General features: G+C 53.0%; 32 protein-coding genes. 13 read left to right on the forward strand and 19 right to left on the reverse strand.

Annotation, left to right across the window (positions count from 1 at the left end):
- Window positions 1-206: 206 nt before the first annotated feature.
- Window positions 207-803: a hypothetical protein gene (locus tag EVJ24_RS15480; protein WP_236637503.1), complete on the reverse strand. Its 597-nt coding sequence runs from the start codon at window positions 801-803 to the stop codon at window positions 207-209.
- Window positions 800-1372 carry a zinc dependent phospholipase C family protein gene (locus EVJ24_RS00825; RefSeq protein WP_131438897.1) on the reverse strand — a complete coding sequence of 191 codons (573 nt, stop codon included), beginning with the start codon at window positions 1370-1372 and terminating at the stop codon, window positions 800-802. Before EVJ24_RS00825 ends, EVJ24_RS15480 begins: the two co-directional genes overlap by 4 nt.
- 111 nt (window positions 1373-1483) lie before the next feature.
- On the opposite strand from EVJ24_RS00825, the gene EVJ24_RS00830 reads away from it, so the two are divergent.
- The 5 genes from EVJ24_RS00830 (at window position 1484) to EVJ24_RS00850 (ending at window position 3684) form a co-directional block, all read left to right on the forward strand.
- The gene (locus EVJ24_RS00830; RefSeq protein ID WP_131438899.1) at window positions 1484-2011 is read left to right on the forward strand and encodes a TetR/AcrR family transcriptional regulator; all 528 of its coding nucleotides are present in this window, start codon (window positions 1484-1486) and stop codon (window positions 2009-2011) included.
- 1 nt (window position 2012) lies between these two features.
- Window positions 2013-2321 carry a DMT family transporter gene (locus tag EVJ24_RS00835; protein WP_131438900.1) on the forward strand — a complete coding sequence of 103 codons (309 nt, stop codon included), beginning with the start codon at window positions 2013-2015 and terminating at the stop codon, window positions 2319-2321.
- 13 nt (window positions 2322-2334) lie between these two features.
- Window positions 2335-2670, forward strand: coding sequence for a DMT family transporter (locus tag EVJ24_RS00840; RefSeq protein ID WP_131438902.1), 336 nt, complete (start codon window positions 2335-2337; stop codon window positions 2668-2670).
- 24 nt (window positions 2671-2694) lie between these two features.
- Window positions 2695-3036, forward strand: coding sequence for a nuclear transport factor 2 family protein (locus tag EVJ24_RS00845; RefSeq protein WP_131438904.1), 342 nt, complete (start codon window positions 2695-2697; stop codon window positions 3034-3036).
- Between the two features lie 132 nt (window positions 3037-3168).
- Entirely contained in the window at window positions 3169-3684 is a 516-nt protein-coding gene (locus EVJ24_RS00850) for a hypothetical protein (RefSeq protein WP_131438906.1), read from the forward strand.
- A gap of 37 nt (window positions 3685-3721) precedes the next feature.
- Here the strand turns inward: EVJ24_RS00850 and EVJ24_RS00855 are convergent, their stop codons facing one another.
- The 5 genes from EVJ24_RS00855 to EVJ24_RS00875 all read right to left on the reverse strand — a co-directional run bounded on the left by EVJ24_RS00855 (window position 3722) and on the right by EVJ24_RS00875 (window position 6668).
- A complete protein-coding gene (locus EVJ24_RS00855; protein WP_131438908.1) occupies window positions 3722-4084 on the reverse strand; it encodes a VOC family protein in 363 nt (120 codons plus the stop codon).
- Complete coding sequence (locus EVJ24_RS00860; RefSeq protein WP_131438910.1) at window positions 4081-4854, reverse strand: ABC transporter permease; 774 nt, start codon at window positions 4852-4854, stop codon at window positions 4081-4083. The genes EVJ24_RS00855 and EVJ24_RS00860 overlap by 4 nt, the downstream gene beginning before the upstream one ends.
- Window positions 4851-5555, reverse strand: a complete 705-nt coding sequence (locus tag EVJ24_RS00865; RefSeq protein WP_131438911.1) for an ABC transporter ATP-binding protein — start codon at window positions 5553-5555, stop codon at window positions 4851-4853. The genes EVJ24_RS00860 and EVJ24_RS00865 overlap by 4 nt, the downstream gene beginning before the upstream one ends.
- 33 nt (window positions 5556-5588) lie before the next feature.
- The gene (locus tag EVJ24_RS00870; RefSeq protein WP_071398173.1) at window positions 5589-5810 is read right to left on the reverse strand and encodes a DUF6440 family protein; all 222 of its coding nucleotides are present in this window, start codon (window positions 5808-5810) and stop codon (window positions 5589-5591) included.
- A 141-nt stretch (window positions 5811-5951) separates the two neighbouring features.
- Window positions 5952-6668: a GntR family transcriptional regulator gene (locus EVJ24_RS00875; protein ID WP_131438913.1), complete on the reverse strand. Its 717-nt coding sequence runs from the start codon at window positions 6666-6668 to the stop codon at window positions 5952-5954.
- Between the two features lie 174 nt (window positions 6669-6842).
- Here EVJ24_RS00875 and EVJ24_RS00880 point away from each other — a divergent pair, with 174 nt between their 5' ends.
- From EVJ24_RS00880 to EVJ24_RS00900, 5 genes are read left to right on the forward strand one after another with little or no spacing between them, the layout of a single operon-like run.
- Window positions 6843-8162 (forward strand): 6-phospho-beta-glucosidase, encoded by a 1320-nt coding sequence (locus EVJ24_RS00880; RefSeq protein ID WP_131438915.1) that lies wholly within the window; start codon window positions 6843-6845, stop codon window positions 8160-8162.
- Window positions 8159-9478: a PTS cellobiose transporter subunit IIC gene (gene celB, locus EVJ24_RS00885; RefSeq protein WP_071398176.1), complete on the forward strand. Its 1320-nt coding sequence runs from the start codon at window positions 8159-8161 to the stop codon at window positions 9476-9478. Before EVJ24_RS00880 ends, celB begins: the two co-directional genes overlap by 4 nt.
- Window positions 9479-9507: 29 nt before the next feature.
- Complete coding sequence (locus tag EVJ24_RS00890; RefSeq protein WP_035386318.1) at window positions 9508-9807, forward strand: PTS lactose/cellobiose transporter subunit IIA; 300 nt, start codon at window positions 9508-9510, stop codon at window positions 9805-9807.
- A complete protein-coding gene (locus EVJ24_RS00895; protein ID WP_070328493.1) occupies window positions 9804-10100 on the forward strand; it encodes a PTS sugar transporter subunit IIB in 297 nt (98 codons plus the stop codon). The genes EVJ24_RS00890 and EVJ24_RS00895 overlap by 4 nt, the downstream gene beginning before the upstream one ends.
- Window positions 10093-10788, forward strand: coding sequence for a carbohydrate deacetylase (locus EVJ24_RS00900; protein ID WP_131438917.1), 696 nt, complete (start codon window positions 10093-10095; stop codon window positions 10786-10788). Before EVJ24_RS00895 ends, EVJ24_RS00900 begins: the two co-directional genes overlap by 8 nt.
- A gap of 55 nt (window positions 10789-10843) precedes the next feature.
- Here the strand turns inward: EVJ24_RS00900 and EVJ24_RS15565 are convergent, their stop codons facing one another.
- Together EVJ24_RS15565 and EVJ24_RS00910 are read right to left on the reverse strand one after the other, a co-directional pair.
- On the reverse strand, window positions 10844-11149 hold the full coding sequence (locus tag EVJ24_RS15565) for a kinase to dihydroxyacetone kinase (protein WP_370259157.1): 306 nt from the start codon (window positions 11147-11149) through the stop codon (window positions 10844-10846).
- A gap of 60 nt (window positions 11150-11209) precedes the next feature.
- Window positions 11210-11770: an AAA family ATPase gene (locus tag EVJ24_RS00910; protein ID WP_070328491.1), complete on the reverse strand. Its 561-nt coding sequence runs from the start codon at window positions 11768-11770 to the stop codon at window positions 11210-11212.
- Between the two features lie 123 nt (window positions 11771-11893).
- Here EVJ24_RS00910 and EVJ24_RS00915 point away from each other — a divergent pair, with 123 nt between their 5' ends.
- The gene (locus tag EVJ24_RS00915; protein WP_131438919.1) at window positions 11894-12805 is read left to right on the forward strand and encodes a cation diffusion facilitator family transporter; all 912 of its coding nucleotides are present in this window, start codon (window positions 11894-11896) and stop codon (window positions 12803-12805) included.
- Window positions 12806-12836: 31 nt separating this feature from the next.
- Here EVJ24_RS00915 and EVJ24_RS00920 read toward each other — a convergent pair whose 3' ends face one another.
- From EVJ24_RS00920 to EVJ24_RS00940, 5 genes are read right to left on the reverse strand one after another with little or no spacing between them, the layout of a single operon-like run.
- Window positions 12837-13613: a VLRF1 family aeRF1-type release factor gene (locus EVJ24_RS00920; protein ID WP_131438921.1), complete on the reverse strand. Its 777-nt coding sequence runs from the start codon at window positions 13611-13613 to the stop codon at window positions 12837-12839.
- A gap of 12 nt (window positions 13614-13625) precedes the next feature.
- Entirely contained in the window at window positions 13626-14795 is a 1170-nt protein-coding gene (locus EVJ24_RS00925; RefSeq protein ID WP_071398181.1) for a hypothetical protein, read from the reverse strand.
- A 21-nt stretch (window positions 14796-14816) separates the two neighbouring features.
- Complete coding sequence (locus tag EVJ24_RS00930) at window positions 14817-15656, reverse strand: YitT family protein (RefSeq protein ID WP_131438922.1); 840 nt, start codon at window positions 15654-15656, stop codon at window positions 14817-14819.
- A gap of 19 nt (window positions 15657-15675) precedes the next feature.
- Entirely contained in the window at window positions 15676-16794 is a 1119-nt protein-coding gene (locus tag EVJ24_RS00935) for a M20/M25/M40 family metallo-hydrolase (RefSeq protein ID WP_131438924.1), read from the reverse strand.
- 1 nt (window position 16795) lies between these two features.
- The gene (locus tag EVJ24_RS00940) at window positions 16796-17923 is read right to left on the reverse strand and encodes an AI-2E family transporter (RefSeq protein WP_131438926.1); all 1128 of its coding nucleotides are present in this window, start codon (window positions 17921-17923) and stop codon (window positions 16796-16798) included.
- Window positions 17924-18078: 155 nt separating this feature from the next.
- On the opposite strand from EVJ24_RS00940, the gene EVJ24_RS00945 reads away from it, so the two are divergent.
- Entirely contained in the window at window positions 18079-19395 is a 1317-nt protein-coding gene (locus tag EVJ24_RS00945) for a S1 family peptidase (protein ID WP_161568718.1), read from the forward strand.
- Window positions 19396-19412: 17 nt separating this feature from the next.
- Here the strand turns inward: EVJ24_RS00945 and EVJ24_RS15400 are convergent, their stop codons facing one another.
- Both EVJ24_RS15400 and EVJ24_RS00950 read right to left on the reverse strand, forming a co-directional pair.
- Window positions 19413-19577: a hypothetical protein gene (locus EVJ24_RS15400; protein WP_167615699.1), complete on the reverse strand. Its 165-nt coding sequence runs from the start codon at window positions 19575-19577 to the stop codon at window positions 19413-19415.
- 19 nt (window positions 19578-19596) lie between these two features.
- A complete protein-coding gene (locus tag EVJ24_RS00950; RefSeq protein WP_131438930.1) occupies window positions 19597-19821 on the reverse strand; it encodes a DUF3221 domain-containing protein in 225 nt (74 codons plus the stop codon).
- Between the two features lie 127 nt (window positions 19822-19948).
- On the opposite strand from EVJ24_RS00950, the gene EVJ24_RS00955 reads away from it, so the two are divergent.
- Entirely contained in the window at window positions 19949-20830 is an 882-nt protein-coding gene (locus EVJ24_RS00955) for a tetratricopeptide repeat protein (protein WP_236637504.1), read from the forward strand.
- Between the two features lie 67 nt (window positions 20831-20897).
- Here the strand turns inward: EVJ24_RS00955 and EVJ24_RS00960 are convergent, their stop codons facing one another.
- From EVJ24_RS00960 to EVJ24_RS00970, 3 genes are all read right to left on the reverse strand, one after another.
- Window positions 20898-21647 (reverse strand): SDR family NAD(P)-dependent oxidoreductase, encoded by a 750-nt coding sequence (locus EVJ24_RS00960; protein WP_131438932.1) that lies wholly within the window; start codon window positions 21645-21647, stop codon window positions 20898-20900.
- A gap of 352 nt (window positions 21648-21999) precedes the next feature.
- Entirely contained in the window at window positions 22000-23703 is a 1704-nt protein-coding gene (locus EVJ24_RS00965) for a methyl-accepting chemotaxis protein (protein ID WP_131438934.1), read from the reverse strand.
- A gap of 191 nt (window positions 23704-23894) precedes the next feature.
- Entirely contained in the window at window positions 23895-25730 is a 1836-nt protein-coding gene (locus EVJ24_RS00970; RefSeq protein ID WP_131438935.1) for a methyl-accepting chemotaxis protein, read from the reverse strand.
- Between the last annotated feature and the right edge of the window lie 59 nt (window positions 25731-25789).

Consider the following 25789-nt stretch of genomic DNA (forward strand, 5'->3'; position numbering starts at 1 on the left):
CTGTTGTTGATCTTGTCTATGTAGGCAACAGGAATGCTTTATCGTTGATAATGATTATCATTGTCGTTTTCATTGAGAAGCATAGCAAACAAAAAAAGGATGCGCAATGCCAAATTTACAAAAAACGATTGGAAATCATTTTCCTACTATCTAATGCAAAATAAAAAAAGAAAGCAGCTTGTGTCGCTACTTTCTAGATTATACGGCTATTCTTTTTCTCGTTTTCTTTTCCGACCCCAAATGCTGTAGGTGATAAATATAACGAGTGTGTACGTGAATGAAAAGACGATGATTTGTAAAATACCGTCCGGAAGAATTTTTGTGATGAACATAAGTGAGAACAAGATAGACATAATCATATGAGGACCGCGCCTATCTTCTGGCAAATCACGCCAATAAATCACGACGAGCCCTAACGCGAGCGGCCCGCACAATGCGAGCAAGATGAAAAATGGGATCGAACGCATGAGAAATGGCAGGTTAGGCTTGGAATTACTCATATGACCCGCCTCGTATGCTTCTGAAATGCCGTTAGCGAGCACCAACAAGAAAATCCAAATCGATAACGGCATAATCAACCCAAGATTCCCAACGAGGCTGAACACGCGTACCGTCTTTTCTTTCGAGAATAGTCCCCAAATCAATGTGGCAATCAGGGCGACATCTAAGGCAATGTAGACCCAAATAGCCGTCATCAAATCCAAATCGGGAAAAAAGCGAGCGTTCAACGTGAACAGCGCCATGATTGTCAAGATAGAAAGTCCAAATGTTACATAAAGTGGCGCATAGAGGCGTTGAATCATGTGATCACCCCACTCTTCTGTTGGATCATCTGTCGACATCGAAGGATGCACGTCTCGACGTAACCATCGAGCTGGTGTGGCAAAAATATCGAGTATGTCCCTTCCTCTTTCGCCTCCGCATCTTGTTTGATTTTGAGTATCAGTGCCAGCAGCTCGTCTCGTGCGGCATCTGTTAACACGTCGAAATCGAAGGCGCCCAATCGCTGCACCAAACGAGCGTTATACGCATCAAAATCAGCATAATACATCGCCTGCTTTTGCGAGTCCTTCGTGATGACTTGCTTGAGCCAGGCTTTATAGAACCCCTGCAACCAAATCTCGTCCGCGACGAGGTGGCAATAATAGCCGAGTCTGAACGATTGATTCTCGTCCACACTGTCCATCCAATATTGATCAAGGTCGAGCCGTCGTGTCATATCCTCATGCCTTCCCGCGTAATAGTGGGTGTTTTGTTTAGAAGTCGTCGCATCGGGCGCAAGATTCCCTAATAAAAAAGCCGTACGATCAACATCTGGCAAATGCGCCAACACCTCATTCGCGATGACGAGATGCATCAAATGTGAACCCATCCTCTCTACCCCCTTTTCCTAATTATCCCATTCATGTATTCATCTCGACAACCCACCTCTAGTCTGATACATTCACTATACTGACCGTTCAGTATAGTAAGGAGGAAACATATGAGTAAAAAACAACTGTTACTGCGGACCGCCGCACAGATCATTCAAACCGAAGGCATTCAACAATTGTCGATGGACCATCTGGCCAAACGCGCCGGTATCACGAAAGGCGGCGTCTTGTATCATTTTGAAAGCAAGGCCAATCTGTTGCAGCAGATGAATATGATGGCGCTCGATGAGTTTGAGAGCCGAATCGTCCATCATCAAATAGGGTTAGACGGGCCTTATCCATTCACACGCGCCTATGCTCTCGCGACGCTCGATTATAGCGACGGGGACGCCGACTTGATTGCCGTCTTCATCTCGTCTCAAGAAGATTCAAGCGGACAGCTCTGGAATGACGCTGCCAAGCGTTGGGATGAACAGTTCGCCGCGGACGGGCCTGACGCCGATTGGGTGCTCGAGTTGCGACTTTTATGCGATGGATTTTGGTTCGCGCTAACGTATGGTTATAGCGCCGCGTTCAAGGAACGGGCCATGCGCATCATCCAATCCAAGTGCGATGAATTGACGAAAGGAAACGGTTAAGATGGGATTCATCTATCTCTGCTTAGCCATCGTCTCCGAACTTTTCGGCTCAAGTATGTTAAAACTGAACGCAACATCGACGAACCGACTACCGATCCTCGGTGTCGCGCTCGGATACGTGACCGCGTTTTATCTGTTGTCGCTCGCGCTCTTGTCCATCCCGCTCAGTTTCGCCTACGCGTTTTGGAGCGGTGTCGGTACGGCCGCGACGGCATTGATTGGCTTTCTCGTATTCAAGGAACAAGTTCGTAAACAGACCGTCGTCGGCATCGGACTCGTCATCGTCGGGCTCGTCTTGATGAAAATATGAAGGAGGGACACGTGTGAAAGGGTATATGTTATTACTGGTTTCGATTTCGTTCGAAGTGCTCGGCACATCGATGCTGAAGCTGTCGGACGGCTTCACAAATTTGTTGCCGAGCGTGATCCTGCTTGCGAGTTTCGCCGTCTCGTTCACGCTCATGGGCTTCGTCTTGAAGACGATCCCGCTCAGTATTGCCTATAGCGTCTGGGCAGGTCTTGGCACGGTCGCGACCGGATTGATCGGGGTATTCGCCTACGGTGAGGTTCTCTCGACACTGAATAGCATCGGGCTCATCGTCATCGTGCTCGGTGTCATCGTCATGAATTTCGGGAAAATGAATACGGTACACGGCTAACGTTTTTAGAAAGGAGTGACGCGAATGCTCGCACCATTGATCGAAGAGAAAGAACGCCTTTTATTGACGACGGAAGTTCGGACGTCGCCCGAGCGATTGCGTGAACTGTTGACCGAAGATTTTTTTGAAATCGGTAGTTCCGGTCGTGTTTTATACAAAGAAAACGACACAAATACGATGGACCTTGGAGAGATTGACATCACACTGTCCGACTTCAACCTCGAGGTCATCCGCGACGACGTCGTGCTCGCTACGTATCGAACCAAAAATCACGCGACTGAGAAGACCGCTCTCCGCAGCTCGATTTGGGTCAGGATTGACGGCGTATGGAAAATGCGATTCCATCAAGGGACACCTGCACAATAACGATAGGTAGGGCGCGCCGATTTAAGCGCCCCCTTTTTTTCTATTCACCCTGCCATTTTTTTTGCTCACCCGCCTTGTCCGGATGTCCTATAATTCACGTATGAATGACACCAAAAGAGAGGGTCGACAAAATTGAATACATATAGCACACGCAACCACCTTGAACCGGTCATGCGACGACCGAGAGCCACGTTAGAAGAGAAGTTAGCGCTTATGGAGTCACGCCGAAAGAAATTGATGTTCGAGCCGACGATCCCGCTCGATGCCATCCGTAAAAAGAAACCGTCCATCACCGTCACGTTCTCCGTCGGTGGCTTCGGTGTCCACAACGAGTCCACGTTGACGTTCTTTGAAGACGGGTCGGTCAAACGAGAAGTGATTTGGCGCGAAGATTACGACTTGAGCGTAGCAATCCCAAGCTCAGGTTGGTACGAGAAGGAGGATGCAATACGCGTCCACGAACGATTTGTCGCCCTCTCCTCACATCGTTGGCCTGAAGTGTTTGAAGAAAAAGGATATTACACCACCGATGGGACGCAGTGGAGCCTTGTTGTGAAACGTCTCGGGAAACTGACCCATCAGCATTCCGGCAGCAACGCCTATCCATCGAGCTGGAAAGCCGTCACGGAACTGTTCGGCATCTCGTGAACCGACAAAGGGAGCACCCACTGGGCGCTCCCTTTTCTCATATCGCCTGAATCATCTCGACCCGATTGCCGAACGGGTCGCGGAACTCGAACCGGTCAAAGCCAGGGATTGGAATCCCTTCAATCCGCTCGATTCCCTCTGCTTCAAGTTTTCGTCCCCACTCCGCTAAATCGGTCACCGTATAGGCGACATGTGCTTTCGTTTTCAGACGATTGACCCCGTCCTCGGTACCTACATGGACGCTTCGGTTACCGACTTGAAGCCAAAACCCGCCTCGTCCTTGAAGCGACTCCGGTTTGTCGATTTCATTCAAGCCGAGCACATCGCAATAAAACGCGCGTGCTGTCGCTTCTTCACCTTTTGGGATCGTGATTTGGACGTGATGGATGCCTGTGATCATGTCGTTTTCCCCTTCCGATACGTCAATCCGATAAACTGCAGTTTTTGGTTAAACAAGCGTGGATACGACATATAACCGACCATGACGGCTGAGATCGTCGCCGTCGTCAAAATGAGGAACAAGATGAGCAGTTGGTACAACACCGCCTCCATCGGGTCGGCGCCGCCGATGATAAGGCCGCTCATCATGCCCGGAAGCTGGACGAGCCCCATCGTCTTTTGCGCCTCGACGGTCGGGATCATACTCGTCCGGATGGCGTTCTTCAAGCTCCGCTCGATTGCGATTTTCGGTGCCCCGCCCATCGACAGGATGAGCTCGATGACCTCGTCGCTCCGTTCGACCTCGTCTTTGAACTTGTTCAAAAACAGGAGTGACAACACCATACAGTTGCCGATGACCATACCGCTGATTGGAATGATTTTCTCCGGCTCGAACGGGATGATGCCGAGCCCGAGCATGAGCCCCATCGTCAGCGATTCGACCGTGACGAGTGTGAGGACGATCATCCAGGTGATGCCAGGGATGCCGTCCCCTTTTTTGATGATATTTTGCGTCGCCGCGCCAATCATGAGGAGGATCATGAGAAGCATGAACACCGGGGTATCGCTCTCGAAGACGAACGTCAAAATGTAGCCGATCAACAACAGTTGAATGATCGAGCGTACCGTCGCGATGACGATGTCACGCTCGAGACCGAGCTTCAAAAACAACGCCAACCCGAGCGGAATCGCCACGAAAATCAAGGAAGTCATCAGTTCGATGAACGTCATAGCTCTTCCCCCCTGACGAAACGTCCGATCATCGGATTGTCCGACTCGTCGATGAACGACGCGTCACCGAACTCAATCAATTCCCCGTTCCGTAAAAACCACATGTCGTCACTGACCCGTCTCGCTTGATCGAGGTCGTGGGTGATCCAAATGACGGTGACCCCGAAATCTTTTTGAAGTCGCACGATCAAATGCTCGATCTCTTTCACCGTCCGGTAGTCGAGGCTCGACGTGATCTCATCTAACAGCAAGACGTCCGGTTTATTGACGAGCGTCCGGGCGATGGCGACCCGGCTCCGCTCCCCGCCCGACAACGTCTTGATCGGTTGGTCGAGCGAGATGCCGTCCAAGTCGACTTTTCCGAGCAGCGCTGTCGCTTTAGCCCGGTCGAGCGTCTCGCCGAAAATCGCTTTCGGTAAATTCAAGTTGTCGTACACCGTCCCGTCGATCATCGGGGCGCTTTGGAACGCCATGCCGATCTGTTTCCGGAGCGCGATGACATCGATATCGCGGATGTTCTCGCCTTTGAAATAAATGTCGCCCGCGTCCGGCGATAGTAGCCCGTTCATATGCTTCAGGCACGTCGTCTTGCCGGCGCCGCTCGGTCCGACGAACGTCGTGATCCGGCCTTCGCGGAAGTGGCCGGTGATGTTATGTAGGATGTCGTTATGACTGACCCCAATGAATTCGATAATGTGCATGTGCCTTCAATCCTTTCTCGATCCGATCCCTATTTACTGAAAGTTAGACACGTCGTCGACCACGACGTCACCGTTTGAATCAAGTAACGGCGTGATGCCACCACCCGTCCCGACCCATGTCTGGATGTAGTTGACACCGGTCGCTGTGTCGACGAGTACCATAACTTGGCCAAGTTCCGGCAACTGTTCCGTCAATTTGACTTGGAAACGCGTCGCCCCTGTCACTTCCTCGTCTGTTTTTTTCTTGAATAACATGACATCCCGCCTTCCTACTGTTAACTGTACGCAACATGACCCTTGGTTTCAATGAATGCGATATCTCCAAGGCTGACAAATCCTAAACCCGTTCATTTTTGTTTAATATGACTACAAAAAAACACGCCGACCTCGGCGTGTTTAGGAATAGCTCCGTTCGATGACAAAACTTGTCTTGTCCCCTCGGAAATATGAACGCGAGTACTCGATCGTTTTTCCTGACGCGTCCTCGGTCACCGTCTCGATATAAAAGCACGGCGTCCCGAGCGGACAGTCGAGAAGATCGCTTATCCGTTCGTCGGCGAGCGCGATCTCGAGCGCCTCGGTCGTTTTGGCGACGTGGACGTCGTGGACTTCCGCTAGCGTCTGGAACAGCGAATGCTCGGCCTGGTCTTTCGTGATACCCGGCGCGATCTGCCACGGGATGAACGAGACCTCGTACTGCGTCGGCTCCCCGTCGGCGTGACGGATCCGTTCGATCTTTTGGATCGGTGCTTGTTCGTCGACCGTGAACACGTCGGCGAGCTGGGCGTTCGCCGAGACGACCGACAAGTCGATGAGCGACACTTGGCCGCGCTTGCCTTGAACGGCGAGCTGGGCCGCGTAATTGTTCGGCGTATGCGATAACGTCTGCCGGACTTTCTTCCCGGCGACGAACGTGCCGCGCCCTTGCTGGCGGACGAGATAGCCTTCCGTCGTCAACTGGTTGAGCGCGCCGCGGACCGTCGTCCGGCTGACGTCGAACTCTTCGCATAACGCGTACTCGGTCGGGAATTTCTCGCCCTCTGTATAATGTCCGCTCTTGATGCGGGACAATAACTCTTCTTTGATGGCTGTTTGAAGCGTCGACTGCGACATTCTGTCACCCCTTTGTGTCATCCTTCTTTCCTTTATTCTGATACAGCAAACATACAAATGCAAATACAAAAAACAATTTGTATTATTTGTACTTTTTATATTGCGACAAGTTGTACTATTTGTTATATTTGTTACAACAAAAAGAAATCGCTTTCACAAGGAGGAGTTGGCACTATGGCAGTCAAGGTCGTCATCATCGGTGGAGGTTCGAGTTATACCCCCGAAATCATTGAAGGTTTGATCCAGCGGCAAGCGACGTTTCCGGTTCGGGAGATCGTTCTTGTCGACATCGAGGAAGGGAGAGACAAATTAGACATCGTCGGCCGTCTCGCCGAACGGATGATTCAAAAGGCAGGCGCTGACATCAGACTCAGTTGGACGCTCGACCGGAAAGCCGCACTTGTTGGCGCCGACTTCGTCTCGACGCAGATCCGCGTCGGTGGCCTGAAAGCCCGCGCCTTGGATGAACGCATCCCGCTCAAGCACGGCTTCATCGGTCAAGAGACGAACGGTGCTGGCGGCTTGTTCAAAGCGTTCCGGACAATCCCGGTTTTGATCGAGCTCGCTAATGAGGTGGCGGAGATTTGCCCGGACGCGTGGCTCGTCAACTTCACGAACCCGGCCGGTATCGTCACCGAGGCCGTCTTGCAACACTCGGCCCACAAAAAAGTCATCGGCGTCTGTAACATCCCGTTCAACATGCGCAACTCGGTCGCTGAGATTTTAGACACCCCGGTCGAACGTGTCGCCATCGAATTCATCGGACTCAACCATTTCGTGTTCGGCCGCCACGTCTGGGTCGACGGCGTCGATCGCACGGACGACGTGCTCGCGTCACTGAACGCCGGCACCGACTACTCGCCGGCGAACATCGTCGGGCTCGGTTGGAGCGAATCGTTCTTGAAATCGCTCCGCATGTTGCCGAACCCGTACCATCAATACTATTTCCAAACGGCGGACGTACTCGCGAAAGATTTAGCGGCGTATGAACAGAACGGCACGCGCGCCGAGGTCGTCCAGCAAGTCGAGGCGCAACTGTTCGAGAAATACAAAGACATCGAACTCGACGTGAAGCCTGTTGAGCTCGAACAGCGCGGCGGCGCCTACTATTCCGACGCCGCCTGCAACTTGATGGATTCGATCTACAACGATCGCAGCGATATCCAGACGGTGAACACGTTAAACCGCGGCGCGATTCGTGATTTACCGGACGACGCCGTCATCGAAGTGAACGCCGTCATCACGAAGGCTGGTCCACGTCCGATTTCAATCGGCGCGTTACCGCTCCCGATCAAAGGACTCATCACCAACTTGAAGACGTTTGAACAGCTCGCCATCCGCGCAGCGATGTCCGGCTCATACAACGATGCCTACCTCGCCTGCCTGATGAACCCGCTCATCCAAGATGAGAAGAAAATCGATCCGCTGCTCCGTGAGCTATTCGACGCGCACGAAGCGTACTTACCACAATTTAAGAAGGAGGTTTACTCATGAACAAGTTTATCGAAATCGCTGGGCGCATCGGTTCCCAGCGACACTTAGTCGCCATCCGTGATGGATTCGTCTCGGTCATGCCGCTCATCATCGTTGGTTCGCTCGCTGTCCTCATTAACAACTTCCCGGCTATCAATTTAGGTGGCCTCTCACTCGACTTCGTCGGCATGATGAACAATGCGTTCGGCGAAGGGAACTGGCAAGGACTCGGCGGCAACATTTGGACGGCCTCGTTCGCCATATTAGGCCTTTTGGTCGCTTTCTCGATCGGGTATAACTTGGCCCGGTCATATGGAGTCGATGGGCTCGCCGCCGGTATTTTATCGGTCGCATCATACATCATGCTCGTGCCGGTCACAGAAGACTGGGGACTTAACTTCGCTTGGCTCGGTGCCCAAGGATTATTCGTTGCCATCATCGTCTCGATCGCAGTCACCGAACTGTTCCGTTACCTCATTAACACGAAATTGACGATCAAGATGCCGGAAGGCGTACCGGGCGGGGTCACCCGTTCGTTCCAAGCACTCATCCCGTCGATGCTCATCTTGACGCTCGTCGCCGGAGTTCAACTGTTCATGACACTCCAAGTCGAGCTAAGCATTTTTGAAGTCATCTTTAAAGTCATCCAGCAACCGCTTCAAGGGTTCGGCGACTCGCTCGCGGCCGGTCTCGTCATCGCTTTCTTGAACCATATCCTTTGGTTCTTTGGACTGCACGGCACGAACATCATCGGTTCGGTCATCGAGCCGATCTATCTCCCGCTCATCGAGCAAAACTTGGCCGCGTTCCAAGCAGGCGTGTCGGCGTATGACGTCCCGTACACGGTGACTAAACCGTTCCTCGATTCATTCGTCTTCATGGGCGGATCAGGTACGACGTTCGCCCTGCTTCTCGCCATCTTCATCGTCGTCCGCAAACAGCGCAACCACCCGTACCACCAAGTTGCGAAACTGTCGGCTCCGGCCGGACTGTTCAACATTAACGAACCGGTCATCTTCGGTCTCCCGATCGTCTTGAACCCGGTCATGTTGATCCCGTTCATCTTGGTACCGGTCACGCTCACGATCGTATCGTACGTCGCCCTCTCAACGGGCATGGTACCGAAGACGGTCGCCATCGTGCCATGGACGACGCCACCGATCATCAGCGGTTACCTCGTCACCGGCGGTAGCGTCCGCGGCGTCTTGCTCCAAATCGTCAACTTGACGATTGCGACGGCGATGTATATCCCGTTCGTCATGGCAGGAGCGAAAGCGATGACGGCCGAAATCAATAAAAATAAAGCAGAAGTCAACGAAGGAGAGAAAATCAGTTGAAGACAGAAAGCATCCAACAATTATCGTTCATGATCATCTTGCACGCCGGAAACGCCCGCTCATCGGCGTTCGAAGCGATCGCCGCCGCCAAACGCGGCGAAGGTGAACTCGCTGAAGCGAAAATGAAAGAAGCGGATGAGGCGTTTCTAGAAGCCCACAAGCTTCAAACCGAACTGTTGCAAGAAGAGGCACGCGGTGCGACGAGCGACATGAGCGTCCTGCTCGTCCACGCCCAAGATCACTTGATGACGGCAATGACCGTCAAAGAACTTGCGATCGAGATGGTCGATATGATCACTCGACTCAACCAATTGGAGGAACTGAAATGAACATCTTACTCGTCTGCTCGGCTGGTATGTCGACATCGATCCTTGTTGAAAAAATGCGCACCGAGGCCGCAGCGCGCGGCTTGGACGCGACAATCGAAGCCATCCCGGAATCACGCTTGAAAGAACAAACGAACGTCGACGTCATCTTGATCGGACCACAAGTCCGCTACCTCGAAGGCAAGATCAAAGCATCCGTCACGGTACCGGTCGCTGTCATCGACAATATGGCTTACGGGCTCATGAAAGGCGACCAAGTGCTCGACCAAGCGCTCGGTCTCGTACAAAATGCATAAAACGCACGTCTTGATCAACGCCGATGACTTTGGACTGACATCTGGTGTGAATACCGGAATCCTCGACAGTCACGTCAACGGCATCGTCAATTCGGCGACACTCATTATGAACGGCTATGCCGTCGATGAGGCCGTCACGCTCGCAAAACTCCATCCCGGCTTACGTGTCGGCGTGCATCTCGCCTTGACGTGGGGACGGCCGCTCGCAAAGACGAGTACACCGCTCACGAAAGAAGACGGGACGTTCCGCTACACGAACCGGTTTCTGACGGAAGCGGCACCCGACCCTGAGCTCGTCTACCTCGAGTGGAAAGCGCAAATCGAGGCGTTCCGCGCGACGGGACTGTCGCTCCATCACCTCGACAGCCATCATCACGTCCATGGCTGGCCGGCGATCCAAGACGTCATCGTCCGTCTCGCCGAAGAATATGACACGACGTTTCGGGCCTTAACGACACTCGATGCACGACGGGACTTGTGGGTGACCGAGCGGTTCAGTGACCAGTTCTACGGCGATGGTGTGTCCCGGGCAACGCTCGACGCCATTCAACCAGGCGACTCGATCGAAGTCATGGTCCACCCGGCCGACATCGATGAGATTTTACCAAGCGTCACGTCTTACCTCGTGCAACGCTTACTGGAAAAGCAACTATTGATCAACTATGAGCGCCCTGATTGGTGGGTGTAGAAAAAGAGAGTTGTTCACCGTTTACCGGCGAACAACTCTCTTTTCTGTTCGTAGATTAACCAGGTAGACCTCTTTCTTGTCTACTCATGTCTTCAATCACTATGTCATAGATCTCACCTAGCGACGCACAATATTTAACGAGATCCCACGGTTCGTTCGTGTGAAAATGAATTTTAATTAGATTTTCGTCCCCGACTGCCAACAAACAATCTCCCGCGAAGCTTGTGTTAATGTACTCAAATATAGCATCTTCGGACAGTTGCTCCCCTTCGATCAACAGTTGTGTATCATACTTGAATTCTATCATCTTGTTCACCTCCAATTTCAAAGGATAGACTAGACAGAGTGTAATGATTACCATCTAGTGCTAGATTATCTCTTTTAGTACCGATTGGCAAATCAGCCGTCGCTCTTCAAACTTCTAAAGGTTGAATTGGCGTTGAATCTGTCGCGCGACCGTTTCGGCATCAAGGTCCGTGTTATTGATCCGCAAATAGTTGTCGACATCGATCTCTCCATCACGCGAGTTCAAGCGGTACAGCGTCGCCGTCTGCTTCAACTCGGCCTCGGACCAGGCGATATCCCGTTTCGTCGGCTTATGCGCCAGCCGGTTCTCGGTCGTGTTCCGGGCGAGCCGCTCCTCGATGTCCGCTTCGAGCTCGACGTAGTAGACGTCGGCCCCGTGCGACTCGAACAGTTCCGCCACTCCTTCGATGTACGTCCGGTCTTCTTCCATATCAAACGCCCAGACGAATGTGAAGATCAAGCCGGGCTGATCGCTTTTCGCGACCGCTTCGAATAACTCGTGCCGAAATAATTGGACGAGTCGGCGCCCCTCGTCTGTCCCGTAATCAAAGAACGGGCTGACGAGATCGATCGTCATATGGTTATGTAGTAACTTCAATCCTGTCTGTTTCGCTAGCTCCTGGCCGACCGTCATCTTGCCGACGGCTTGTGGACCGATCAGTATGACAAGCTTCATTCCTTCCCCGTCCTTTATCCATTTTTTTCTAGCATACCATACGGCTCGAGTTCTCGAATAGGAACACTGAAAAGCGGGAAAACACGTACCAACGGCTGCTCAGCTTCTAAGGAGGACATTCTCATGCCAAAAGACCCCAAACTCGAACGCTTCGTCTTGCGTGTCTCAGTATTCGGTTCTTTATTCTTCGCCATCGCCGGGATCATCGTCGGTTACGCGTTATCGTCCGCTTTCATCCTGTTCGATGGCGTCTATTCGTTCTTGAGCGTCATCATGAGCTGGATCTCGCTCCGGGCCGGCGTGTTCATGCTGACGTCGGACAAGCGCTTCCCGTTCGGCAAGAGCACGATCGAGCCGTTCATCATCTTGTTCCAATATGGTGTCCTCTTACTCGTCATCGTCAACGCCTTCCTCGGTGCGATCGATGATATCCGCGCCGGCGGCAACGACCTCGTCCTCGGTTGGGCGCTCGTCTATCTCACAATCAGCGGCGCATTGACGTACGGGATTTTCCGCTACTTACGGACGTTCCAGATGAAAGCGAGCTCCGGTCTCGTCAGTGCCGAGATCGTCCAATGGCGACTCAGCTTCATCTTGACCGGTGGTGCCCTCATCGGCTATTTGATCGCCCAAGTGCTCGTCTGGCTATCGTTTGACGCCATCTCCCCGTACGTCGACCCGGTCATGCTCATGCTGATCACCCTTTGGCTCGTCAAGACGCCGCTCATCGAGATGTGGGTCGCCATCAAAGAATTGATCGGGATGAACACCGAGACCCCGTACAGTAAACAGATCACACTCACCATCCTCCAAGTCGCCCATCAATACGAAGTCTCGAAAACATACGTCCGGACGACGAAGTCCGGTAATCTTCTCTTCATCGAGATCGACCTCGTCGTGGCGAAAGACTACCCGTATGACAAAATCGCCGAGCAGGACCGGATCCGTCAAAAGATCGAGGACGCGCTCGCCTTCTTGCCGTATGAGAAATGGCTGACGATCTCGTTCACACAAGACAATCGCTGGGCAGAATAATAGCGAGCGACATAACGTCACTCGCTACTTTTTATTGCTCAAACGCCCGGCGCAGAATCTCTTCTTCCTCGGCGTTTCCTAAGTTCCGGTTCACGACGCGCTCGATGTCGATGTCGAGTTCATCTTTCAATAAGTTCGCACTCCGATCTTGCCCGATGATGACGACCTCGTTCCATTTATGTTTCTTGTGTAAGGAACGAATCTCACCGGCGATATCCCGGTAAAACCGTCGGACTTGTTTTTCTTTCCGGCTGTCGAATTGGTCGATTTGGCTGCTTGACGCTGCCTCGCCGCCTTTGCCGCGACCTTGGTACCGTCTCCATTGATCGGTGTCTAAATCAAGATCGAACACGACGACGTCCTCAACTTCACCGAGCCGCGTATCGTAGGCGGTGATGCTGTCGAGCTGGGCGAGCAAGATGCCCGTGTTCGGGAATTCGGCGTCGAGTCTCTCGATTTGGTCCAAGTTAGGTTTGTCACCGTAATGGAAGTCGTTCTCGACGTCAAGCTGCAGGAAGTGGAGCTCGAATAAGCCATCATTTCCTTCCGCAAACAAGACGATGCTGCGCAACAGCTTATGCTCGTTGCCCATAATCTCACGCTCGGCCCGTTCCCGGACGCCTTTGAACGCTTTCAACTTCGCCTCGTCTCCGTTCTTGATTTCTTGCTCGAGTCGGCGCAGCTCGTTCTTCAAATGAATCTCCCATTTGTCGCGCTCGCTCGGCTTCGTACTTAAGTAGAGACTCAGTACGCCCGCCTCCGCGTTATGCAGTTGCTTGATCTTTCCGAGTTCTGTTGATAATGCCATCTTGTTCCCTCCTCAGTAAATGAACGCAGCAAGTATCCCTGTGATGAACACAGATGTGATCGTGACCGTCGAGAACCCGGCGACAATCATTTTCGGTAATATTTCATCCTCGATAATATGCACCTCCTCTTCCGTCTCCCCGATATTCTTCGCCGCCTCTTCGCTCAAGATGAGTGTTCCTGGGAAACCATATAACGACGTCAACCCGATCGCCATCGACATCTCTTTCGAGTAGCCGAGGAAGCGGCCGACGAGGAGCGCAAACAACAAAAGTCCGGACACGCCGAGAACGAATGAAATCGTGATCGGCACGATCAAATCGAACAACGCACTCGGTGACAGCGTCGCGAGTGGTCCGAAGATGATGAGCAGGATGGCGATCATGATGAGACCGTACGCATCGATCCCGTTCAACGCGTTCGCTTTCAAAACCTTGAAGCGGCGCAACACGATACCGAGGATCAAGGCGATGACGAACGTGTTCAGGTAACCGTTCGTCCATCCGCTGATGACGGTCGAAATCAAGACGACGACCCCCATGACGAACAACGTCCCGGCCGTCGTATGGAACGGCGCCGGCAAAATCGAATCATCTGTCTCGTCATGGACGACGGCATGTTGTTCAGGCGTGACGAGCGTCCCGTCCCGATGTGCCGTCCGGATGCGGAGTGCCTCTTTCCGTAAGATGATCGACGTGAGCGGAAAACCAATCAGCCCTTGCGTCGCCGCGATCAAGACCGGGAATACAGCGACCGAGACGAGTCCCGCGTTGACGGCGGCGTCTTGGACGAGAATGATCGAGATCGTCCCGCCGCTGATGGCTGCGATGGCACTTAAAATATAGTTCGTATCGAGGAAAAATTGCCCGATCACGTATAGAAAAATCCCGATGCCGAGCACGGCGGAGACACCGATGACGAACGTCTTCCATTGTCGCTTGAACTCGTCGAGACTGATGAGCGTCCCGAGATGGACGATAACGAGTCCGACGACCGTCTGACCGAGGGCTAGTAAAGATGATGACGGTAACAAATCTTCCGGGAACAATCCGGATTTGAAGCCGACGAGAAAGATGACAGACGCGACAAATAGCGAGGACAGCAACGCTTTCGTTTTCTTGGCGACGAAATCACTGATCGTCCAAATGAGCATGACGATTGTGAAGGCGAGTAAGGAGTTCATGAAGGGCTCCCCTTTCCAAAGTTAGACGCGCGGTTGGTAGCTGAATCCTAATCCATGCACATCGGCGACGTTGTAGACGATCATGAACGAGCGTTTATCGATTGCGTCGATCGTTCTGAGTGCCGTCTGATATTCGCCACGTGTCAACACGATCATCAACATTTCCCGATTTTCTCCTTGAAACCCTCCTCTCACGTCAAAGACGGTGATTCCCCGGTCGACGTCCCGATAGAGTGCCTGCTTGATGTCGTCTAGGTGCGACTCGCTCATGATGAAGATGGCTTTTTTCCGGTCGAGGCCGAGCTCGATATACGCCATGACCGCCGACGTCAAAATGATCGAGGCGATTGCGAACAGGAACGATTCGATCCCGAAGACGAACAAGCTTGAGACGACGATGAGCGCATCGGTCAAAAAGAAGCCGATCGCCGTGTTCAACCCGGTGTATTTGTGCAAGATGAGCGGCGGGATCGTCGTCCCTCCGCTCGAGGCACCGATTCGATACAGCATGGCGACCGCCGCAGCGAACAAGATACTGCCAAACACGACCGAGAAGAACCGGTCTGTCGTGACCATATATTTCGGGACGACGGCGAGAACGAGCGGCAAGAACAGGCTGCCGAGCAGCGTATTGTAAAACACTTTCTTCCCGAGAAAGACGAACGTCAAGACGAGCATGACCCCGTTCAAGACAAAGACGACGATCGAGCGGTCGATGCCGATCACTTCTTCTAACAAAATCCCGATCCCGGTCACGCCACCAGCCGCAATCTCGTGAGGACCTAAAAACAAGTTGATCGCCAACCCGAGGACGATGATCGAGGCGAGGATGATGCCGACGTCAATGATTCGTTTTCGCACGACAACCCATCCCCTTCCCTTATGCTTTGAACGACTGCATCGTCTCAATCAACCGGAGTACGAACGTCACACTGTCCTCGAGCTCTTTGATCGGGATCGACTCATCGACCGTATGGATCGCGTCGTACCCGATGGAGACGTTGAGTGCGACTTTTCCGAACTCGTTGAACACGTTGGCATCACTCCCACCGCCGCTATGCTCATAACGTACCGGGAACGAAGTATGCGCTAGCGCTGCCGAGACGTGGCGGACGAACGGTTCGTCTTCCTCGAACCGATAGCTCCGGATCATCTGTTGTTGCTTGATGTCGACCGTGCCGCCATGGTTTTGTGCCGCTCGTTCGAACGTCTCGATCATGTGTGCGACTTGTTCGACGCAGGCGTCGTGATCGAGCGACCGGGCCTCCCCGACGAGCGTCGCGTGTTCCATGACGACGTTACTGCCGGTCCCTCCCGAGATCTTGCCGATGTTCGCGGTCGTTTGTTCAGTGATGCGCCCGAGTTTCATCTGATGAATCGCCTCGGCCGCGATGACGAGTGCCGAGATACCTTTCTCTGGTTCGAGTCCGGCGTGAGCCGCCTGCCCGTGGATATCGATATTCAGGCTGAACATACTCGGTGAACTTAAGATGATGCCGCCGACCGATCCGCCGTTGTCGAGGATGAGCCCGTGCTTCGCTTTCAGTGTTGACATATCGAGTGCTTTCGCTCCGAGCAAACCGACTTCTTCTCCTGGTGTGAGTACGAGTTCGATCGGCCCGTGCCGGGTTCGTCCTTCACGCAACCGTTCCACCACTTCAATCATGATGGCGATTCCGGCCTTGTCGTCGGCCGCTAAAATCGTCCCTCCTTCTGAATAGACAACATCATCCCGAATGACCGGAACGATGCCTTTACCAGGTGACACCGTATCGATATGAGCCGACAGGAATAACGGTGCGATCGAGGCGTCGCCGGCTAGACGGGCGATCAAATTGTTCGAACCGAGACCGGTCTCTGCTGTCGAGTCATCCTCGTCAAGTTCAAGACCAAGTCCATCGAATCGTTCTTTTAAATACTCTAAAAATGGACCTTCGGCATAAGACTCTGAATCAATTTGGACGAGTTCCATGAACGTGTGGGTGATGCGCGAGGACATATTAGTCGCTCCTTTCGATCGGAAGCTTCGACTGTTTGCGTAACGCGTATAGTTTTTGCAAGTTGAGGAATGTGACTTTCAAGACAGCATAGAACGGGACGGCGAGCAACATGCCGACGATACCGGCGAGGCGTCCCGCGACGAGCAGGACAAGAGTGATGGTGATGGGATGGACACGGAGTGACTTGCCTTGGACGAGCGGTGAGATGACGTTGGCATCAAGCTGTTGGACGATGGTGATGGCGATGATGACGTAGAGCGCTTTGACCGGTTCGTCGATGAATGCAATCAAAACGGCGGGTGCGGCCCCGAGAAACGGACCGAAGTAAGGGATGATGTTCGTCGCGAAAATGAACAGACCGAGCGGCAGGAAGAACGGGACGTCGAGCAGCCAAAGAGCGATTGTCGCGAAGAAGCCGACGAACGTACAGACGATGAGCTGGGCCCGGACGTAACGTTTGATCGTCTCGTGCATGTCGTGCAAGATGTGACGGGCGTTTTGTTCATACGCCTCAGGGATCCACCGCACAATCGCCGTCGCGAGCTTGCCCCCGTCAATGAGCATGAACACGTACAAGAATAGAGCGATGAACAACGTGAACAGTCCAGACACGATCAGTGCGAGCACGCGCCCAAGCGAACCGGCGACAGTACCGATGAGTGAACCGAGCGCGTCGGTCAACTGACGAATCCACGTCTCGATCGATGCCGCGTTCTGCTCGGCATAGTCCCGAAACCACGCGTATTCCTCGAGCCGTCCGTACAGCAACAAAAACTGACGGTAGCTCCCTTCAGCAAAACGTGGGAACGCGTCAAGCAGCGCGAGCAGTTGCCTTGTGATGAGCGGTCCGAGCGTGACGACGAACAACACGACGAGGGTGAGGAGCAACAGGAGCACGCTCAAAATCGCAAGTGACCGTCGCTTCCATTTGATCTCAAGGAAATCGACGAGACCGACCGTCAAATAAAACAAAATGCCGGCGAACAAGAACGGTGTCAGTACGGTCGCGAAAAAGATACCGATCGGATAGAACAAAAACTCGACTTGTTTCGCCATGAAGATGATCGTCAAGATCAGCAGTACCCAGATGCCGTTACGGAACGCACGCGTTGTCCAAAAGGGCTGCATGGGCGTTTCCCCTTTCTTGAAATATATCTATCTCTTTCCCGATTTCCGGAAGTTCATTCCATCCCTGTCTGCTTACCCCGTCAAAATATTGTTTATCCCTGTTCCATTTAAGGTATAGCTAATCATCTATGCATATGAAGGAAGGTGTCACCCTCGTGACTTGTCCACGCTGCGGAACGAAGACCCGCTCAAAAACAACTGCTTGTCCGACGTGTGGCCATCGCCCCCGTCGCTTAAAATGGATTGCCATTCCGACCGTGATTGCACTTATAGCATTCATCTCTATTTTAACAGTCGCCTATTTGAAAGAAGCTCCTCGTTCGACGGACTCACTCGCTGACAAAGTCAACTTGAACATCTCCGAAGACACCGTCTCAGCCGATAACGCTTCGATGATTGATTTGACGACGCTCGAGAAAAGTCTGTTTTCCGTCGGTGCCGGGACAGGGTTTTTAATCAGCCCGCAAGACATTTTGACGGCTGCCCATAATGTTGAAGGTTTGACGACGATAACAATCGACCACGATGGGAAGAAAATTAAAGGGACCGTCGTCGGTCGTACCGTCGACGTCGCCGTCATCCGGATCAATCAAATGAAAGAGACGCCGTTCATGTTCAGTCACGCGATTGCTGCGGCGGACGAGACGCTCATCACACTCATGCCGTCTAAACGGATCGAAGGCCAGATGACGTTCAATGAAACCGGGTATGAGCGCGAGTTCGATATCCCGAGACGGGCAATCGGCAGTCCGATTGTTGCTTCAGATGGACGGGTACTCGCCATGCACCTCAAGTCAAAAGCACTCCCGGTCGCCCTGTTCGAACAAGACGTGCTCGCGTTTCTTGAATCGGACACACCAGCACCGCCGCTCGCTAAATTGGCACCGGTCGCCCCAATCACACCACCTCGAAATGAGCAGCCTGTGACGCCAACGGCACCAACGCCACAGCCAGAAACCGAGGCCCCTGCTCCGGAAGCAGCACCAGAACCGACCGCGCCTGCTGAAGAGCCGATTGAAGCCGCACCGGCAACGCCAGAGGAAACACCGGAGCCTGAAGTCGTTGAACCGGAAGTACCAGCCGAAGAACCGGAGACTCCTCCCGTCACGGAAGAGCCGGCCGAACCTGAACCGCCTGTGACGGAACCCGAAGAACCGGTTACCCCTGAAAAACCGGCGGCTGAAGCGGAGAAACCAGTCAAAAAGCAAGAAAACAAACCGAAAGATCAGCCACAAGAGAAACCGGTCACAGAAGAAAAACCGGTTAAAAAAGACCAACCCGCTGAACAAGAAAAGCATGTTGAAAAAGAACAACCTGCTAAACAAGAAAATGCCGTTAAAAAAGAACAACCTGCTAAACAAGAAAATCCTGCTAAACAAGAACAGCCTACCAAACAAGAAAAGCCTGCTAAAGAAGAAAAAGCTAAACCGGCTACCACAGAGCGAGACGAAGAAAGCACGCCTTCCGACTAAATCGGAAGACGTGCTTTTTACTCGCCCTTATTCAATTTGCGTTGCACGTTACCGACCGCGGCTCCGAGTAACAGCAGCAAAATCGATAGCATCCAAAACGGGATCGCGTCTTGCAAGAGCCAGACGAGAAATGCGCTCAGCGCGATGACGCCGCCGAGCCAAAGAAAATTCCACTGTCCCATATGACTCACCTCTCATCCATCATAGCACATCAATCCGGTGCGCCGCCGCCTGGGGCGGCAATGATTTCGTCATCATCTCACTATGCTCGACCCGCACGAATTGGCCGACCGTGAGCGTCGATATGTCCCCGATTTGTTCGTCTAGATGAAACACGATGCCGTCGAACGGTTCAGCCTCCAAATTCGGTGCGACCCGGATTCGCGCTGCCTCGAGTTCGACGATATAGCCCATGAACGTGACCACCTTGATCCCTCCTTCCCCCAAATACGCTCCCCTCTTTTCTTTTCCCATTTTTTCAAATAATGCTACTTCGTGAAGCGATTGACTTGTATAATAAAGCGACAATCACAAAAGCTGGGAGGGACCTCATTTGAAACACACCATCGACTTACACACCCCAGACTTTCAGCGCACCTTCCTTGAGATGATGCTCCTTGAAGAGTTGATCGACGACTATAACGCCGAGGCCATCGAGACGCTCATCGTCCGCGGCGAGACGGCTTTCCCGAACGACCCGTTCTTCCCGGCGATGCGCGCTTATCCGCTCATTCGCGAAGGCGATTTCAAGACAGCCAGACAAGTGCTCGAAACCGCGAGTATGATGGGCGACCATTACCTCATCCATTGCCTGCATGGCGCCCTCAGCGAAGACGCCGGGTTTACGTTTGAGGCCGAGCAACATTACTGCCGCGCCGTCGAGCGCTATCCGGACGTGCCGATGACACGGCGCGCCCTTGCCGTCCATTACTTCAATCGTAAATTCTACGGCGAAGCGGGCTTACACATCATGCACTACGTCCGTCTCGCCGGTTTCAGTGAAGAGACAGTGCCGATGTTGCTCGAATTCTTCCAAGCGTTCGACGAGATCCCGCTCGAGATGAACGACGAGCTGCTCAAAGCCGCAATCGGCTATTTGAATGCGAATCCGCGAAACCCGCGGGCCCATTCCCTCTATGCCTCGATTTGCAGCCATCGGGTCGAGATGCTCGTCAAGCGTTTGCCGGAAGACGGCCAACTCGACGACGAGACGATCGCGGCGCTGCTCGAAGTCGAAGAGCACGGCATGTGGAGCGCGACCTACGACGACAGTGAGGACAAAATGTTCCGCGCCATGTTCGCCGACTATATCGATAACGTCGTCTTGCCGAACACGTCCCGAACGTATGTGTATCGCCTACGCCTGCGCTACTGGTATCACCGCCTGACCCACCGCCTGACCGGGGGCTATGCGGATACGATGCGGCAGTCTTAAGACAACAGCCCGAACTCTTTTGAAGAGTTCGGGCTGTTGTCTGCTTATGGTATGAATGCTTTCTAACTCACCCCATAAACGGATGAATCGGTCCGCGCAGTTCAAATGAGTAGTCCTCGTGATTGACGATGCCGACCGTTTCATCGCTCTCAAGCAATTGAACTAAAAACTCGGCCATCTCTTCGGCCGTATGGTACTTCGCGACGTTCTCACTGTAATCGAAGTTCTCTTCCTCGCGGGCCCGGCTCGCGAATCCGGTCTCGGTCGCAGCCGGTGCGAGCACTTTCGCCCGCAACTTGTCGCCGTTTTGGATAAGTTCTTGAGCGAGTCCTTCCGTGTAGGCGCTGACGAAGAACTTCGTCGCGCTATACGTGACCCCTTTCGCCGCGATGCGGTAGCCGACGACCGAGGCAATGTTTAGGAGTGTCGCCCCTTCGACCTTGTGGTAGTCCCGGACGTACAAGTTCGACAAGACGGTCAGCGCCTCGACGTTTAGACGAATCATGTTTTCCATTTTCCCGACTTCGGCGTCTTTCACAAGATTCGAGTCCCCGAACCCAGCGTTATTGATCCACGTCTCGATATCGAGGTCGGCGAGCGACTCATAGAGTGCATAGACGTTTTCACTATATGACAAGTCATTCGTTTTGAGGATGACGTCGCTGTCTGGTGAGATTGACTTGATCTCGTCACGCAATTTTTGAAGCTCGTCCGTGCGACGCGCGACGAGCACAAGCGATTTCCCTTGCTTGGCAAGCTGCTTCGCCGCCTCGTAGCCGATGCCTGAACTTGCCCCTGTGATGACCGTATATTTCATTCAAATTCCCCTTTTCCATCTAAAATGCGTTCTATCCCGTCATTCCCGAAACGTAGCATCGTCAATCCTTTGAACGTACAAAAGCCGTCCGAGGAATGCTTTTAGCTATCAGTTTCCGTTTCCTAGGTTCGTGCACATGACGCAGGCTTTTCTTCTGTCGTTGAGCCCTCAGAAAATGACAAGCGGCCACCCCAGAGGGCGACCGCTTGCGAAGCTCGTTCATGGCGCCGCAGACTCCTGAGGGGTCAGCAAGCGAAGGGAGACCCAGCAGCGACGAAGTCGCGATGCGGCTCCCTGCTTGCCCCTAGGAAAGCGGAGGCGCCGAAAGGACGAGCTGATTCGATTGTGTTTGTCACGTATTGAATTTTCCGATCAACGTCTGCAGATCGCCCGTCATGTTCCCGAGCGACTCGGCAACGCCGTTCAACTCTTGGATCATCGCGAGCTGTGAATCGGCTGTCTCGCCGACCGAACGCATCGTCTGCGCCATCTGTTCGCTCTCGGTCGCAATCCCGAGGGCGGCCGTGGCGACTTGTTTTGTCGTCAAAGCGATCTCGTTTGAAGCGACACGAATATGCAACGTGTTCTCAACCGACGTCTCGAGTTGGACGACGATTTGTTGGAACGCGTTTGTCGCTTTCTCCAACAGTTTCGTATTCGCCTCGACCCGCTTCGCACTGAGTTCGTGCCTTGCGAGCACGGCGTTTGATTGGACTTGGATCGATTCGATCAACCCGGCGATCCGTGTCGCCGACTGTTTCGACTGCTCGGCGAGTTTCCGGACTTCTTCGGCGACGACGGCAAACCCTTTACCTTGTTCACCGGCCCGGGCCGCTTCGATGGCCGCGTTCAAGGCGAGCAAGTTCGTCTGGTCCGTGATTGATTGGATGACTTCCGTGATCAAGGCGATCTCGTCCGACTGATGTTTCAACGCCGCAATCGATTCCCCGGTCATTCGTGTCTCTGTTTCGAGGGCGAGCACTTCTTGTTTCGCTTGTTGAATCGTCTCGTCACCTTGTTCAGCGAGCTTTAGACTCATCGCGACGTCTTCGCTGATTGTCCCGATTGAACGGGCAATCTGTTCGACGCCTTCATCGGCCGCCGCGACCGCTTTGGCACTGCCCGTCGCTTCTTTCGCTTGTTGAATCGTCTCTTCGACGACCGCCTCGATCATCCGCGTCGTTTCTTCAGTTTGCGACGACATCTCTTCCGTGCTAGCGTAAAGCTCTTCCGATTGCGCCGTGATCTCTTGGGCGTTACGGTTCACTTCATTGATCAACTCACGCAAGTTGCCTTTCATTTGGTTGAAGCCGATCATGAGTTGCCCGATCTCGTCACGCGTCAGCGCGTCCAAGTCGGCACGTGTCAAATCGCCATTCGCGACGACGGCGACTTCGTCTGACAACATCCGAAGCGGGACAGTCACCATTTGTTTCAAGGCATATCCCGCACCGAGTGTTAAGAGCAAGATGAGGATTGCGATTCCAGTTGAGTAGAGGAACGCTTTGCTTCCTAACGCTTCCAGTGATTTTTGTTTCTCAAGCATCGTCGCTTCCGACTCCGCTTGAAGCTGTTGACCGAGCTCGGAAATCGATGCCGTTACGTCTGGCATGAGGCGAAGTGTGAGCCGATCAATTTCGTCTTGGTTTTGGTTATCAGCCGCAATGATGACTTCTTCTGCCAAATCGTCATACCCTGACGCATACGACAAAGCACTCTCGATTTCAGCTTTTTCTTCCTTTGTCTTCACGAGTTTGAGCAATTGTTCAAGCGCGTCTTTTTTCTCTTTTGACCCTTGTTCGATCTGAGCGAGACGATCCTCTTCTTGGACGAGAATATACCCGCGCACACCGTACGCCTGACGCGTCATGCCGAGCGACAGGTCGTCTGCCGCCTTCATCTTCATCACGTCCTGACTGATCATATCTTCATACTGATTCGTCATATTTTGAAGCGTCCATAAGTTATAACCCATTCCGAACGCGACGAACAATAAAATAAGTCCGATGCCACTAAATAATTTTTGCGTTAATGACAGTGTTTTCAATCGTTTCATCTCTTTTGAGGAACACGTCCTCTCCCACCTCTACTTCTCTCTAATTTTGTATTGCCACTCTTATATCGGATGACGAAACCTAATATGTACCAAATAAAAGAAGTCTGACTTCTCATTGACTACCTTTATCAGTTTTATGTTCCAATTTTTGTCACAATTAAAGACCACAGTCGTTTGACTGTGGTCTTGTCTCATAACTTGAACTGTGACACGCGATTCGATAATTCGGTCGCCCGCTGTTCTGTCTCGTTCATCCGCTGTTGGACATCGTTGAACCGTTCGACGGACAGTTGGACTTTCTCTGAGATCGACTGCGTCCCGTCCGCTCCTTCCGTCACGGTCGTTGCGACTTCTTGGATGACGTGCAAGATGCTGTCAGTCATATGGCGGAGCTGCAACGCGTTCGTCTCGAACGTATTCGCCGTCTTGCCGAATACGGTAGCGTCCTCTTCGTACTGCGTTGCCGATTCCTCGAGCCGGTCGTAGTCGGCGAGCACGTTCGTGTTCAAGAACGTGAGCATATCTGCCGAGCTCGTATTGAGCCGTTCGACCGAATCGATGACCGTATTCGACACCGTTTGAATCTCGTTCACAGTTTGACGCGAGTTCTCGGCGAGCTTACGGATTTCTGACGCGACGACGGCAAAGCCTCGCCCGGCGTCACCGGCCCGGGCCGCCTCGATCGATGCGTTCAAGGCGAGCAGGTTCGTCTGGTCGGCGATCGTGAGGATCGCACTCGTCAAGACGCGGATCTCTTCGACCGACTGGGCACCTTTGATCGCCTCATCGAGCTCGACGCGTTTTTTCTGGATGATGGCGTTCGCTTCCGTCTTCGAGGCGATGGCTTGCGTGCGCATCGCGTGGGCACGCTGTTCGACATGTCCAGCTGTTTTGGCACTATCGTTCGAGAGATCGACGATCGTATCGATCGAGCTGCCCATCTCGGTCGTCGAGGCACTCATCTCTTGCGACGAAGCCGCCGTCTCTTCCATCCCGGCCGTCAGTTCTTCGACCGTACCTGACGTCTCTTCCATATAACGGCTCAATTGGGTCACTTCCGCGGCGACTTCTCGCGACGATGTGAGCACGACTTTTGCCGTCTCGTCGACATCGATCATAATCTCACGAAGCGAAGCGAGGAAAACGTTGAATGAACGGCTCACTTGCGCGATCTCATCGTTCGACGTGACCGGGATTGACACCGTCAAATCGCCGCCTTGCGATGCTAGTTCATCGAATTTCGTCTGAAGCATCCGCATCGGCTTGATGATTGAACGAAGTAGACTCATCCCGAGGAACAAGAGTACGACAATCGCCCCAACTGTCACGGCCAGCAAGGCGATGAGCGCTTGTTGGAACTCACGCTCCATGTTTGCCCCGACTTGCCGCGAGCCTTCTGAGTTGTAATCGACGAGTTCGGTCAAGCGTTGCGTAAAGTTATCATATGTAGACCGCGACTGGGCATCGTAGTACGAGCGGGCCATGCCGTTGTTGCCCGATGTACTAAAGATGAGCATGTTGTCTGACACGCGTTGATACATCTCCCATTGGCGAGCGAAGTTGGCGAACAGTTCTTTATCGGTTTCGCCTGACGCTGTCGCCTCATATTTCGGCGCAAGTTCATTGATTTTAGCCCGAATCTCTTTCAGTCTCGCCATCAATTCTTCTTTTCCGGCCGCGTCCTCGGTCACGATATGCTCGAGTTCGAGCGCACGATAGTTCGCGGCGAGCGTGTTCAGTTCGTGGGCGTAGTCGAGCCCTTTATTCCAGTTGTTGACGATATCGTCGCCTTGACGGTTCGCGTCGGCGAGTGACAACAGCGAGTAGCCGCCGACACTGGCGACCATGACGAGCGCGAGGATGACGAGTCCCCATAACTTTTGACGAATCGTCAGGCCTTTCCCCGAAGACGCGGGGGTTTCTACTTGTTGTTTCCGTTGTTTCGGTTTCCATGTAAAGCGGCGGACATCGATGCGACGCAGGTTCAATCGACGTACAGCCACTGACCATTTTTCTTTCCATGCCATGTATGTATTCCCCTCTCAAGTACAACGTTTCATTATTTATCGTCTTGAAGTCGAGAAGT

The sequence above is a fragment of the Exiguobacterium sp. SH1S21 genome, from assembly GCF_004337175.1.
In the GTDB taxonomy this organism is placed as follows: Bacteria; Bacillota; Bacilli; order Exiguobacteriales; family Exiguobacteriaceae; genus Exiguobacterium; species Exiguobacterium aurantiacum_A.